Origin of the sequence: uncultured Pseudomonas sp. (assembly GCF_913777995.1) — a bacterium.
In the GTDB taxonomy this organism is placed as follows: Bacteria; Pseudomonadota; Gammaproteobacteria; order Pseudomonadales; family Pseudomonadaceae; genus Aquipseudomonas.
Map to the genome: position 1 here is coordinate 1 of NZ_CAJYVE010000049.1, position 13,468 is coordinate 13,468.

Consider the following 13,468-nt stretch of genomic DNA (forward strand, 5'->3'; position numbering starts at 1 on the left):
GCCATGTCGTTCATCTGGAAAACCCCATCAGTCAGCAGCGCTCGGTTGCAGGCGCACGCAGAGCGCTTGGACGAAGGTTGCAGCCCGGAGTTCGCCATCCATGGCGAATTTGCTCATGTCCGGTTCAACGGGTGCCGGAGTGACCGAAGCCACCGGCGCCGCGCTGGCTTTGATCGAACGATTCGACGATCTCGAACTGCGCCTGTACCACGGGCACGAGCACCAGCTGGGCGATACGCTCACCGACTGCGATGGTGAAGGCGGTGGTGCCGCGGTTCCAGCACGACACCATCAGTTCGCCCTGGTAGTCCGAATCGATCAGCCCGACCAGGTTGCCCAGCACGATGCCATGCTTGTGGCCCAGGCCCGAGCGCGGCAGCACCAGTGCGGCAAGACCCGGGTCGCTGATATGGATGGACAGGCCTGTCGGAATCAGCACCGTCTGGCCGGGTTCGAGCACCGTGTCTTGCGCGAGCAGGGCGCGCAGGTCCAGGCCGGCAGAGCCCGGCGTGGCGTATTGCGGCAACGGAAATTCGGTACCCAGGCGTGGGTCGAGGATCTTGGCTTGTAATGCGTGCATGTAACTTATTGAACCTGGTTGAGCCGTTCGGCGATGAAGGCAACCAGCTGGCGGGCGATCTTGCCCTTGCTGGTCTGCGCGAAGAGGGTCTGGTGCTGCTGGCGGTCGATCACGGTCAAGGCGTTTTCTTCGCTGTTGAAGCCGATGCTGGGGTTGGCCACATCATTGGCGACGATCAGGTCGAGGTTCTTGTCCTTGAGCTTGCGTGCAGCATAGTCGAGCAGGTGCTCGGTCTCGGCGGCGAAACCGACGCTGAACGGACGGTCCGGGCGGGTCGCGATGGTCGCCAGGATGTCCGGGTTGCGGACCATCTGCAGCAACAGGCCATCGCCGGTGCTGGGGTCCTTCTTGAGCTTGTGCGCGGCGACCACCTCGGGGCGGTAGTCGGCCACGGCCGCCGAAGCGATGAACAGATCGCAGGGAATCGCCGCCTCGCAGGCCGCGAGCATGTCGCGGGCGCTGACCACGTCGATGCGTGTGACGCGGTCCGGGGTCGGCAGGCTTACCGGGCCGGTGATCAGCGTCACCCGTGCGCCCGCTTCCACGGCTGCCTCGGCCAGGGCGAAGCCCATCTTGCCGGAGCTGTGGTTGGTGATGTAGCGCACCGGGTCGATGTTTTCCTGGGTGGGGCCGGCGGTGATCAGCACGTGCTTGCCGGTCAGGGTCAGGCGCTGGAAGCATTCGGCGGCGCACAGCGCCAGCTCGCCGGGTTCCAGCATGCGCCCGTAGCCCACGTCGCCGCAGGCCTGGCTGCCCGAGGCCGGGCCGAACACCCGCCAGCCGCGCTCTTCGAGCTGCCGGGTATTGTGCTGCACCGAGGCGTCGCGCCACATGGCCTGGTTCATCGCCGGCGCAATGGCCACGGTGGCGTCGGTGGCCAGCACGATGGTGGTCAGCAGGTCGTTGGCGATGCCCTGAGCGAGGCGCGCGATGAGGTCGGCGGTGGCTGGGGCGATGAGAATCAGGTCTGCCCACTTGGCCAGCTCGATATGCCCCATGGCCGCTTCGGCCGCCGGGTCGAGCAGTTCCAGGTGCACCGGGTTGCCCGACAGGGCCTGCATGGTCAGAGGGGTGATGAATTCCGCACCGCCACGGGTCATCACGACCCGCACCTCGGCGCCCTGGTCACGCAGCCGGCGAACCAGCTCCGCGCTCTTGTAGGCCGCGATGCCGCCGCCGACGCCCAGAACGATGCGTTTTCGATACAGCCGCTGCATAGGCCTGCCTTATCCTGGTCAATGTTGGCGCTGTGTCGACTGCAGCACAGGGGCTGTCGAAGTCTCCTACAAGACTTGATAGGTCCACAGCCTTCCCGGCAGGTCGCCGCGCAAAAAAGATTGGCTAAGATAGCACAGCGTCCGTACTGGAGCAGCGATGAGCCTATGCACAGGGAGGTGTCATGAGTATTCGCAACTGGCCTGCGCCGGAGCGCCCGCGTGAACGTCTGCTTAGCCTGGGAGCGGCGAGACTGTCCGACGCCGAGCTGCTGGCCATCTTCCTGCGTACCGGTGTGTCCGGGCGCAGCGCTGTAGACCTGGCGCGGTACCTGTTGAGTGAGTTCGGTGGCCTGCGCGCACTGCTCGAGGCCGATCTCCCCGCGTTCTGCGCCCATCTGGGGCTGGGGCCGGCGAAGTTCGCGCAACTGCAGGCGGTGCTGGAGATGTCGCGTCGGCATCTGGCCGAGTCCCTGCGCCGCGACTCGGCGCTGGAAAACCCCCAGCAGGTGCGCCACTACCTCAAGTCGCTGCTGCGCCACGAGCCCCACGAAGTCTTCGGTTGCGTGTTTCTCGACAGCAAGCACCGCGTGCTGGCCTTCGAGGTCCTGTTCCAGGGCTCCATCAATACGGCCTATGTGCACCCGCGCCAGGTCGTGAAGCGTGCCCTGGCGCACAATGCCGCCAGCGTCATCCTGTGCCACAACCATCCTTCCGGCGTCAGCGAGCCCAGCCGTGCCGACATCGAACTGACCAAGCGCCTCACCCAGGCGCTGGCGCTGGTCGATGTGGTGGTGCTGGACCACGTGATCGTCGGTGACGGTGATCCGCTGTCACTGGTCGAGCGTGGCCTGATGTAACGGCAGGCTCAGGGTCGCCGCCAGCCCGCCGGTTTCCCGGTTGCGGATTTCCAGGCGCCCACCATGCAGCACGGCAACGCGCCTGGCGATGCTCAGGCCCAGCCCGTAGCCCCCGGAGTTGGGATTGCGCGAAGCGTCGCCGCGCACAAAAGGTTCGAAGATACCCGGCAGCAGTGGCTCGGGAATGCCGGGGCCACGGTCGAGAATATCGATGTGCAGCGCCTGGGTGTCGGTGCGCAGTTCGATGCTCACCTGCCGGGCATAGCGCAAGGCATTGCCCAACAGGTTCTGCAGGCAGCGCTGCAGCAGCAGCTCGTTGGCCAGAAGCCAAGCGGCCTGGCCGCTGACCGGCAAGGGCTCCTCAGGCGTGGACAGTTCCTGGCGCAGCCGCAGCAACAAGGCGTGCACGTCGACCGGCTGCATGGCGTGCTGCTCGGCGCTTTGCAGGTAGTCCAGGATCTGCACGGTCATGCGTTCCATCTCGTTGATGTTGTGCCGCAGCCGCTCACGCGGGCGCTCCTGCTCGACGCGTTCGATCAGCAGGCGCATGCGTGTCAGCGGCGTGCGCAGATCGTGGGAGACCGCCGCGAGGAAGTAGGCCTGGTCATCGAGCATGGCCTTCAGGCGTTGCTGCATGCTGTTGAATGCCTGCGCCGCCTGGCGGACCTCTTCGGAGCCCTCGATGGCCAATGGCGGCTGTTCGAGGTTGTCGCCCAGGCCGCGCGCTGCCTCGGCCAGGCGTTTGAGCGGGCGCAGGCACAGGCGCACGGCGATCAGGCAGATGACCAGCACGGCAACGATACGCAGGGCATAGACCCGCAGCAGGTAATCGGCAATCAACACCCAGGCCGACTGACCGCTCCAGCCCTGCAGTTCTTCACCTTCCACCTCCAGCCAGCGGTCCTGGGCCAGTTGCACGGCGAAGTGCAGGTGCGCCTGGGCGGTGCGCAGGCCGAACAGGCTGTGCCAGACGATGGGCTGGCCTTGGGTGTCAGTCAGCCCGGTGGCGAGCAGGTGGATGCGATAGTCACGGCCGGTTTCATAGTGCAAGGCCTGGGTCAGCAGCATCTCGATGCGCCGGCTGGCCCGGCCGGTCTCGGTCGAGGCGTTGCGCTCGGGGCGCTGCGTGCGGCAATGCACTTGGTAATGAGTACGCAGGCCGGAGGGCAGCGGTGCCTGGCAATCGACCTGCTCGATGATGACTGCCGTGTCCCGCGCCATCAGGCGCACCGGCGCTTCCAGCACTTGCGCGAAGCGCACATCGAACCAGATGCTGCTGGACGCCAGCTGGATGCCCAGCACGCCAATCACCATGATCACCAGCAGTTGGGCGAACAGGGTTCTGGGCCACAGGCGCTGCAACAGGGCACGCATCAGCGGTTGGCCAGGCTCAGCAGGTAGCCTTCGTTGCGGAGGGTGACGATCTCTACCCCCGAGCTGCTTTTGAAGTGCTGGCGCAGACGGCTGATGCACATGTCCACCGAGCGGTCGTCGGGCTGATAGTCGCGGCCAAAGGCACTGCGGGTGAGCTGTTCGCGGCACAGGATGCGCTCTGGCGCCGCCAGCAGCTCGCTGAGGATGCGGTAGTCGGAGCGTGGCAGGGCCACCTCGTGTCGGTCGGCCAGGACCAGCAGGCGGCGCGCGTGGTCGAGGCGATGGCCGGCGAACGTCTGGCTGCGTGGCAGGCCGGTTTCATGTTCGGCCTCCGGTCGCGCCGAGCGGCGCAGCACGGCCTTGATCCGCGCCAGCAGTTCACGGGGTTCGAAGGGCTTGGTGACATAGTCGTCGGCACCGACCTCCAGGCCGATCACCCGGTCCAGCGCCGAGCCGCGTGCCGAAAGCATGATCACCGCAAGGTCACGATGGCCCTGCAACTGGCGACACAGGCTCAGGCCGTCGTCGCCGGGCAACATCAGGTCGAGGACCAGCAGGCTCACTGGCTCGCTTTGCAGGTGTTGCCACATCTGCTCGCCATCGGCGGCGGCCAGCACCCGGTAGCCCGCTTCGCTCAGGTAGTCACAAAGCAGCTCACGGATCTCGTCATCATCGTCGACCACCAGCAGTGTGTCCCCATACAGCGGCGCCGGGGCAGGGGCGGTGGCCTCATGCTCATTACATTCCATTACAAACTCATACATACGCGCAGTACAGCGTGAAGAAGCGGTTGATGAAAATCGTATCAAAACTCAACTGCGAACACGAAGCGATTACAATGGCACCCTTTCGTTCTACCTGTTTTCACGCTCCCGCTTTCCACTCCTTCCCTTTGAAACGCTCGACCCTGTTGCTTGCCCTGGGCTTTGGCACATTGCTTGGCGGCCAGAGCGTACTGGCTGCCGAGGCGCTGGAGCTGAATGCCATCGATGTGCATGACAGCGCCTACACCCCGGAAGACAGCACCGGGCAGGCGGGCTACACGGTGAAGAGCACGACCAGCTCTACCGGCCTGAAGCTGACCCCACGGCAGACCCCGCAGTCAGTCACCACCATCACCCAGGAACAGATGCAGGACCGCGCCATCACCAACATGGAGCAGGCCCTGGACGCTGCGCCGGGGGTCAGCATGAGCAAGATGGAGGTCGGCGGGCGTACCGAATACCGCGCCCGTGGCTATGCAATCAGCAACTGGAAGGTCGACGGCCTGCAGTATCCGGGCGGCACCGATTTCAGCGGCGCCGGTTCGTCGCTGAACATGGACATGTACGAGCGCATGGACGTGGTGCGTGGCGCCAACGGCCTGCTGGGTGGCAGCGGCGACCCCTCCGCAACCGTCAACCTGATCCGCAAGCGCCCGACCCGCGAGTTCGGCGGCAGTGCCTACATGACCTACGGCAGCTGGGACAAGGCCCGCCTGGGCGCCGACCTGAACCTGCCGCTGTCCGAAGACGGCCGTCTGCGTTCGCGCTGGGTGGTCACCCAGCAGGAAGCCAACTCGTTCCGCGACCAGCAATCCGACCGTTCGCGCGCCGCGCTGGCCAACTTCGAGTTCGACCTGGACGACGCCACCACCCTGGGCGCCGGCTTCCAGTACGAGTACTCCAAGGTGGTCGGCGGTGGCTGGGGTGCGAACATTCCGATCTGGTACGGCAATGGCAGCAAGACTGACCTGCCGCGCAGCACCAACGTGGTGCCGAGCTGGAGCTTCGGCGAGTACACCACCCGCACCGCGTTCGGCTCGCTGGAGCATCGTTTCGACAATGACTGGGCACTGAACGTCCACCTGGCGCAGAGCACCACCGATGCCCTCAACCATCGCGGCCTGGCCAAGGTCAACTCGGGCGGTGGCGGTAATTATGTGGGCTACTTCAACGAAGATGGCAGTGGCGCCATTCTCAACGGCCTGCACAGCTCCACCGACACCACCCAGCAGTCCGGGCAGGTCGACCTGAGCGGCCCGTTCCAGGCCTTCGGCCGTACCCACCAGGCAATGTTCGGCTACAACGACAGCCGCACCGTGGCCTGGTCGCCGCAGTACACCTGCACCATGACCAGCGGCCTGCGCAGCAGCGCGCCGGCGCTGGGCTGCCAGTTCCGTGGCAACAACGGTTTCGCCATCAGCGACTGGCGCAACGGGGTGGACGACAGCTACTACATGAATGCCAGCCAGACCGGCCTGCACAGCAAGACCACTACGCGCCTGCAGGGCCTGTACGCGGCCACCCGGATCAGCGTCACCGACCCGCTGTCGGTCATCGCCGGGGTGCGCACCAGCAACTACGACGCGGTGAGCATTGCCACCTCGGGGGCGCGCACCAGCCAGAGCGAAAGCGGCATCGTCACGCCGTACCTGGGGGCGGTGTATGACCTCAATGACAACTACTCGCTGTATGCCAGCTACACCGACATCTTCACCCCGCAGAGCGAGGAAAATGCCGGTGGCGGCAAGATCGAGCCGATTCGTGGCAAGAGCTATGAAACCGGTGTGAAGGGTGAGTGGTTCGAAGGGCGGCTCAATGCCCAGGTGGCCTACTTCCGCACCCAGCAGGACAACAAGGCGGTCACCGACGGAGCCAACTTGACGCCTACCGGCGCCCAGGCCTACAAGGCGGGTTCTGGTACGGAAACCGACGGTATCGACCTGGAAATCGCGGGCGCGATCACGCCGAACTGGAACGTCTATGGCGGCTACACCTACCTGCATTTCCGCCGGGTCGACGCCGACGGTCGCAGCGACCCTTCGCACCTGTTCAAGGCTTCGACCACCTACCGGTTGTCCGGTCCGCTGGACCGCCTGACCCTCGGTACCGGGGTGACCGCGCAGACCAACATCCGCGCGCTGTCCACCCCGGCCGGGCAGCCCAGCAACGGTGTGAGCCGCAGTGCCAGCGACGTGAACTGGTCCGGCTATGCGCTGTGGAACGCCATGGCGCGCTATGACATCAGCGATGACACCTCGCTGACGCTCAATGCCAACAACCTGTTCGACAAGCACTACTACACCCGCTACGGCTTCTACGCCGGGGCCATCTACGGTGACCCACGCAACCTGTCGCTGACCCTGCGTACCCGCTTCTGACCCCTATCAGAGCAGAAAGGCATCGCGGCTGAACCCGTTCCTATCGGTACCTCTGAATAGCGGCATTCACCTGGTAGGACCGGCTTCAGCCGGGAAGAGGCCGGCAAGGCCAGCGCATCTGATGTGGATGCGCCGCACGCTTCGCGGCTGAAGCCTACCGGTGTTTACCTCGGTTGCGGACCACCCGGTAGGCACGGCTCAGCCGCGAAGCAGCGAGCCTACTTGACCTGCACCTTGGCGAAGTCCTGGCGCCCGAACGGGTTGACCTGATAGCCGCTGACTGCCTTGCGCGCCAGCACGGCGGCGGTCGGGTGGGCCAGCGGCAGCCACAGGGCCTGCTGCTGGATCTGCGCCTGGGCCTGCTGGTAGAGCTTGCTGCGCGCGGCCTGGTCGCTGGTGGCCTTGGCGTCGCTGATCAGCTTGTCCAGCGTCTTGTCGCAGTAACGGGCGAAGTTGGTGCCCGACTGCACGGCTGCGCAGGAAAATTGCGGGGTCAGGAAGTTGTCCGGGTCGCCGTTGTCGCCCGCCCAGCCCATGAACAGCAAGTCATGTTCGCCCGCCTTGGCGCGGCGGATCAGCTCGCCCCACTCGATCACCTTGATCTCGGCGTCGATGCCGATCTGCTTGAGGTCCGCCTGCAGCAATTGCGCGCCCAGCCCCGGGTTGGGGTTGAGCAGGCTGCCCGACGGTCGTGTCCAGATAGTGGTCTTCACGCCTTCCTTGACGCCCGCCTTGGCCATCAGCGCCTTGGCCTTGGCCACGTCGTGCTTGTAGCCCGGCAGGTTCTTGGCGTAGCTCCAGGTATTGGGCGGAAAGGGGCCGTTGGCAGGCTCGGCGGTGCCTTCGAACACCGCCTTGAGGTAATTGGCCTTGTCGAACGCCAGGTTCACCGCCTGGCGCACTTCGGGCTTGTCGAATGGCGGGTGCTGGCTGTTGAAGGCCACGAAGGCGGTCATGAAGGCTTCGGTCTTCTCGACCTTGAGGTCCTTGTCCTCGCTGGCCGCCTGGATGTCCATGGGCTTGGGCGACAGGGCGATCTGGCATTCGTCGCGGCGAATCTTCTGCAGGCGCACGTTGGCGTCCGGGGTGATGGCATAGACCAGGGTGTCGATGGCCGGCTTGCCGGCGAAGTAGTCGGGGTTAGCGGTGTAGCGCACCGCAGCGTCCTTCTGGAAGCGGCGGAACACGAACGGCCCGGTGCCGATCGGTTGGGTGTTGAGCTTCTCCGGGGTCCCGGCCTTGAGCAGCTGCGCGGTGTATTCGGCGGAGTAGATCGACGCGAAGCCCATGCTCAGCGTGGCCAGGAAGGTCGCATCGGCGCGGTTCAGGGTAAAGCGCACGGTATGCGGGTCGGTCGCCTCGACCTGCTTGATCAGCGCCGGCAGCTGCATCGACTGCGCATGCGGGAAGCCGCTCTGCGCCACCTTGTGCCAGGGATTCTGCGGGTCGAGCATGCGCGTGAAGGTGAACACCACGTCGTCGGCGTTCAGCTCACGGCTGGGTGTGAAGTAGTCGGTGCTGTGGAACTTCACCCCCTGGCGCAGCTTGAAGTCGTAGGTGAGGCCGTCTGGCGACACGCTCCAGCTCTGCGCCAGGCTGGGCACCAGCTTGCCGCTGCCCGCGTCGAACTCCACCAGGCGGTTCATCAGCACGTCGGCCGAAGCATTGGTGGTGGTCAGCGAGTTGTACTGCACCACGTCGAAGCCCTCCGGGCTGGCTTCGGTACACACGGCCAGGCTGGCGGCCTGGGCCAGTGGCGACAACAACAATGGGGCGAGCAACAGCGGGAGTGCAGCAAGGCGCATGGTGAAATTCCTGTTCAGGTAGAGAGGGCTGTGGCCTTACGGCATGATGCGCGAACGGCGACAGCTCCGGGCCCCATCTGCCGGTGCAGTCTGGTCATCGACCTACCCTAGACGATGTACCGCCGCACGACAATCAAAGGCAGGCGACGAATGGTCATGTGCCATCGACCGCGCCAGGCCGCGTCGGTGCCCATGTAAATGCAAGGCAAAACGCTTTGCTTGTTGTTGCCCTGCGGGCTTTCTGGTATAAAGCAGCGCTCTTTTCTAGGGCCCGGTTTCTTGCACACCTGCTGTAGCCGGTAAGACCCTTGAAGAAACGCGGCGCTCAGGCGCCAAATGACTGAGAGATAAGCGGCCAACCCATGCCGGGTTGGGCATGTGGTTTTAGAGGGCTGAGGCATGTCGAGAGTCTGTCAAGTTACCGGTAAGGGTCCGGTAACCGGGAATAACATTTCCCACGCAAACAACAAAACCCGTCGTCGTTTCCTGCCAAACCTGCAGCATCACCGCTTCTGGGTTGAGAGCGAGAAGCGCTTTGTCCGTCTGCGCGTTTCCGCCAAAGGCATGCGCATCATCGACAAGCGCGGTATCGAGGCCGTTCTGGCTGACCTGCGCCGTGACGGCAAAATCTAAGGAGACTGATCATGCGTGAACTGATTCGTTTGATTTCCAGCGCCGGTACTGGTCACTTCTACACTACCGACAAGAACAAGCGTACTACTCCCGACAAGATCGAGATCAAGAAGTACGATCCTGTTGTGCGCAAGCACGTGATCTACAAGGAAGGCAAGATCAAGTAATTGATCCGGCTTCCAGAAAAAGGCCCGTATCGCGAGATACGGGCCTTTTTCGTTTTCGGCTCGTTGTATTCCGAAGCCGCATACGACAAGGCCCGCCTCCAGAGGACGCGGGCCTTGTCGTGGGTGTCAGGGTGGGTCAGCCGAAGCTGAAGCCGGTGATGACGTCCTTGTCATCGGTCTGCACGGTGATGCGGTTCAGGTCGTATTCCCTGGTGGTGATATCGCGGGGACCGTGGACCCGGTCACGGCCGGTCAGTTCGCCGATGTAGGCGCGTGCGGCCGGTACATAGCGGCTGCCGATCAGGTATTGCAGGGCCTGGATGATTTCGTCGTTGTTCATGCTCATCTTCCATGTTGAGAAATTAGGATGCCCGGCGATCCGGACAGCCACATGCTCTCAATGGCGCAGCGGCTCCATGCGTTACATATGTCTATCGTTCTTTTCAAAGATCACGTAGATCTTGCGGCATGTTTCCAGCACCTCCCAGGTACCCTTGAAACCGGCCGGGATCACGAAACGGTCGCCGGCGCGCAGCGTCTTGCCTTGCCCCTGCTCGTCGCGCAGCACCGACACGCCGTGGATGATTTCGCAGTACTCATGCTCGGTGTAGTTCACCGTCCATTGTCCCGGTTCGCCCTCCCAGACACCGGCGCCGAACTGCTGGCAGGGGCTCTGGTAATGGTCATAGAGGGTCTGCTGCGGGTCGCCCTTGAGAATTTTCTCCGGGGCCGGGCGATAGCGTTGAGGCTGGGTGGCGATTTCGGCGAAGTCGACGATGTTCTGGATATCCATGCGAATCCCCTGTGACGGAAAAGTATGAATGCGGCGTTCGTTCAATAAATTCAACATATGTCCGCCAGAGCGGGGCTTTCTGTCAAATATATTGGTTTTGTCCGGTGGCTGGTTTAGGGTGGTGAGCGTTTTCGGCTGATCGCTACTCTATAGCCGACCATCATCGACGATTAAGAGGACATGCGTATGACCACCCTGACGCTTGCCGATTGGGAGCAACGTGCCCGCGACCTGAAGATCGAAGGCCGGGCCTTCATCCAGGGCCAGTACACCGATGCCGCTTCCGGTGCCACCTTCGACTGTATCAGCCCGGTCGATGGCCGCCTGCTGGCCAAGGTTGCCAGTTGTGACAGCGCCGATGCGCAAAAGGCAGTGGACAGCGCGCGCAAGGTGTTCGAGGCCGGTACCTGGTCGCGCATGGCGCCGGCCAAACGCAAGGCCACCATGCTGCGCTTCGCGGGCCTGCTGCGCCAGCACGTCGAAGAGCTGGCGCTGCTGGAAACCCTGGACATGGGCAAGCCGATCAGCGACTCGTCGAAGATCGATGTGCCCGGCGCAGCCCAGGCCCTGAGCTGGAGTGGCGAGGCCATCGACAAGCTGTACGACGAAGTGGCCGCCACCCCGCATGACCAGCTTGGCCTGGTCACCCGCGAGGCCGTGGGCGTGGTCGCCGCCATCGTGCCGTGGAACTTCCCGCTGCTGATGGCCTGCTGGAAGCTGGGGCCGGCGCTGTCGACCGGTAACTCGGTGGTGCTCAAGCCTTCGGAAAAATCGCCGCTCACCGCCATCCGTATCGCCCAACTGGCCGTGGAAGCCGGCATTCCCGCGGGCGTGCTCAACGTCCTGCCGGGCTACGGCCACACGGTGGGCAAGGCCCTGGCGCTGCACATGGATGTCGACACCGTGGTGTTCACCGGCTCGACGAAGATCGCCAAGCAGCTGATGGTCTATGCCGGCGAGTCGAACATGAAGCGCGTCTGGCTGGAAGCCGGTGGCAAGAGCCCGAACATCGTCTTCGCCGACGCCCCGGACCTCGAGGCGGCGGCCCAGGCAGCCGCCAGCGCTATCGCCTTCAATCAGGGCGAAGTCTGCACCGCCGGCTCGCGCCTGCTGGTCGAACGCTCGATCAAGGATCGCTTCCTGCCCATGGTGGTCGAGGCGCTGAAGGCCTGGAAGCCAGGCAACCCGCTGGACCCGGCGACCACCATCGGCGCGCTGGTCGATACCCAGCAGATGAACACCGTGCTGGGCTACATCGAGGCCGGCCACGCCGACGGTGCCAAGCTGGTCACCGGCGGCAAGCGCATCCTCGAGGAAACCGGCGGCACCTACGTGGAGCCGACCATCTTCGACGGTGTGAACAACGCCATGAAGATCGCCCAGGAAGAAATCTTCGGCCCGGTGCTTTCGGTGCTGACCTTCGACAGCGCCGACGAGGCCATCCGTATCGCCAACGACACCCAGTACGGACTGGCTGCGGCCGTATGGACCGCCGACCTGTCCAAGGCTCACCTCACCGCCAAGGCCTTGCGGGCCGGCAGCGTGTGGGTCAACCAGTACGACGGTGGCGACATGACCGCGCCGTTTGGTGGTTTCAAGCAGTCGGGCAACGGCCGTGACAAGTCGCTGCATGCCTTCGACAAGTACACCGAACTGAAAGCCACCTGGATCAAACTGTAAGTCTCATCCCGTGGGAGTGCGCTCCCACGGCCCTCTTGATGCGGTCATGGGCGCCAGCCAGTGACCCGGAGTTTCGCATGCCTTGGGCAACCTATTTCGCCGTGCTGGCCTCGGTGCTGAGCGTCGGCCTGGCGGTGGGCGTCAGCATGCCGCTGGTTTCGCTGCGCCTGGAGAGCTGGGGCTACGGCAGCTTCGCCATCGGCGTCATGGCGGCCATGCCGGCGGTGGGGGTGCTGGTAGGCGCCGGGCTGGCCAGTCGCCTGGCGGCGCGGTTGGGTACCCCGCAACTGATGCGCCTGTGCCTGTGGGGTGGTGCGCTGTCGATCGGCTTGCTGGCCCTGCTGCCGGCTTACCCGGTATGGCTGGTGCTGCGCCTGCTGATCGGCATGATCCTCACCATCGTCTTCGTTCTCGGGGAAAGCTGGATCAACCAGCTGGTGATCGAACGCCTGCGCGGTCGGCTGGTGGCCCTGTATGGCTGTACCTACGCCCTCAGCCAGCTCAGTGGCCCGCTGCTGCTGAGCTGGATCGGCACCCAGGCCGACTACGGCTTCTGGATCGGCGTGGCCTTGCTGGTCAGCTCACCCTTGCTGCTGCTCGGGCGTGGTGGCGCGCCCAGCACCGAGGCCTGCCATGTGGGCTTCGCCGACCTGCTGGGCTTTTGCCGCGGGCTGCCGGCCATCGCCTGGGCGGTGTCTTTGTTCGCCGCCTTCGAGGCGATGATCCTCACCTTGCTGCCGGTTTATTGCCTGCGCCAGGGCTTCTCGTCGGAAGTGGCCTTGATGATGGTCAGCACCGTCGTGGTGGGTGATGCCTTGCTGCAGCTGCCCATCGGCATGCTCGCCGACCGGGTTTCCCGGCGCGGGCTGTTCGGTGGCTGTGCGCTGTTGCTGCTGGTGTCCAGCCTGCTGGTGCCGGTATTCATCCACACCCCGTTGATATGGCCATTGTGGGTGCTGTTCGGCGCCAGCGCCGGCGGCCTGTTCACCCTGTCGCTGATCCTCATCGGCGAACGCTTTCGCGACGACGCGCTGGTGCGTGCTAACGCTCACGTGGCGCAGCTGTGGGGTATTGGCTGCCTGGTCGGGCCGCTGATCGCCGGGGCCGGCAGCCAGTGGCTCAGCGGTCATGCCGTGCCCTGGCTGATGGCGGCCGGGGCGTTCGGCCTGGTGATGCTGTTGCTGCGCCCTGGCGCGTTTGGCACCAAGGCCGCCGCTTGA

Annotated in this window: 13 protein-coding genes; 6 read left to right on the top strand and 7 right to left on the bottom strand. The window is 64.5% G+C overall.

Translation table 11 applies throughout. From position 1 onward, the window contains the following. Positions 1-124: 124 nt before the first annotated feature. Together dut and coaBC are read right to left on the bottom strand one after the other, a co-directional pair. Positions 125-580, bottom strand: coding sequence for a dUTP diphosphatase (dut, locus tag QZ497_RS19795; RefSeq protein ID WP_023532829.1), 456 nt, complete (start codon positions 578-580; stop codon positions 125-127). 5 nt (positions 581-585) lie between these two features. Beyond that, on the bottom strand, positions 586-1,797 hold the full coding sequence (gene coaBC, locus QZ497_RS19800; RefSeq protein ID WP_295478450.1) for a bifunctional phosphopantothenoylcysteine decarboxylase/phosphopantothenate--cysteine ligase CoaBC: 1,212 nt from the start codon (positions 1,795-1,797) through the stop codon (positions 586-588). Positions 1,798-1,979: 182 nt separating this feature from the next. Between coaBC and radC the strand changes: the two genes are divergently transcribed. After that, positions 1,980-2,654, top strand: coding sequence for a DNA repair protein RadC (gene radC, locus QZ497_RS19805; RefSeq protein ID WP_295478453.1), 675 nt, complete (start codon positions 1,980-1,982; stop codon positions 2,652-2,654). On the opposite strand, the gene QZ497_RS19810 is transcribed toward radC, so the two are convergent. Then, positions 2,628-4,028, bottom strand: a complete 1,401-nt coding sequence (locus tag QZ497_RS19810) for an ATP-binding protein (RefSeq protein ID WP_295478456.1) — start codon at positions 4,026-4,028, stop codon at positions 2,628-2,630. The two genes, radC and QZ497_RS19810, sit on opposite strands and share 27 nt — an antisense overlap. Next, a complete protein-coding gene (locus tag QZ497_RS19815; RefSeq protein WP_295478460.1) occupies positions 4,028-4,777 on the bottom strand; it encodes a response regulator transcription factor in 750 nt (249 codons plus the stop codon). The genes QZ497_RS19810 and QZ497_RS19815 overlap by 1 nt, the downstream gene beginning before the upstream one ends. A gap of 89 nt (positions 4,778-4,866) precedes the next feature. Here QZ497_RS19815 and QZ497_RS19820 point away from each other — a divergent pair, with 89 nt between their 5' ends. Further along, entirely contained in the window at positions 4,867-7,170 is a 2,304-nt protein-coding gene (locus QZ497_RS19820) for a TonB-dependent siderophore receptor (protein ID WP_365356673.1), read from the top strand. A 218-nt stretch (positions 7,171-7,388) separates the two neighbouring features. Here the strand turns inward: QZ497_RS19820 and QZ497_RS19825 are convergent, their stop codons facing one another. Then, positions 7,389-8,975 (bottom strand): ABC transporter substrate-binding protein, encoded by a 1,587-nt coding sequence (locus tag QZ497_RS19825; RefSeq protein ID WP_295478463.1) that lies wholly within the window; start codon positions 8,973-8,975, stop codon positions 7,389-7,391. A 399-nt stretch (positions 8,976-9,374) separates the two neighbouring features. Here QZ497_RS19825 and rpmB point away from each other — a divergent pair, with 399 nt between their 5' ends. Together rpmB and rpmG are read left to right on the top strand one after the other, a co-directional pair. Beyond that, on the top strand, positions 9,375-9,608 hold the full coding sequence (rpmB, locus tag QZ497_RS19830; RefSeq protein ID WP_295478466.1) for a 50S ribosomal protein L28: 234 nt from the start codon (positions 9,375-9,377) through the stop codon (positions 9,606-9,608). Between the two features lie 11 nt (positions 9,609-9,619). Then, positions 9,620-9,775, top strand: a complete 156-nt coding sequence (gene rpmG / locus QZ497_RS19835) for a 50S ribosomal protein L33 (RefSeq protein WP_003177274.1) — start codon at positions 9,620-9,622, stop codon at positions 9,773-9,775. 136 nt (positions 9,776-9,911) lie between these two features. On the opposite strand, the gene QZ497_RS19840 is transcribed toward rpmG, so the two are convergent. Further along, positions 9,912-10,115 (bottom strand): hypothetical protein, encoded by a 204-nt coding sequence (locus QZ497_RS19840; protein WP_295478489.1) that lies wholly within the window; start codon positions 10,113-10,115, stop codon positions 9,912-9,914. An 81-nt stretch (positions 10,116-10,196) separates the two neighbouring features. Further along, positions 10,197-10,568, bottom strand: coding sequence for a cupin domain-containing protein (locus tag QZ497_RS19845; protein WP_295478492.1), 372 nt, complete (start codon positions 10,566-10,568; stop codon positions 10,197-10,199). A 186-nt stretch (positions 10,569-10,754) separates the two neighbouring features. Here QZ497_RS19845 and QZ497_RS19850 point away from each other — a divergent pair, with 186 nt between their 5' ends. Both QZ497_RS19850 and QZ497_RS19855 read left to right on the top strand, forming a co-directional pair. Then, positions 10,755-12,248, top strand: coding sequence for an aldehyde dehydrogenase (locus QZ497_RS19850; protein WP_295478495.1), 1,494 nt, complete (start codon positions 10,755-10,757; stop codon positions 12,246-12,248). Between the two features lie 77 nt (positions 12,249-12,325). After that, positions 12,326-13,468 (top strand): MFS transporter, encoded by a 1,143-nt coding sequence (locus QZ497_RS19855; protein WP_295478498.1) that lies wholly within the window; start codon positions 12,326-12,328, stop codon positions 13,466-13,468.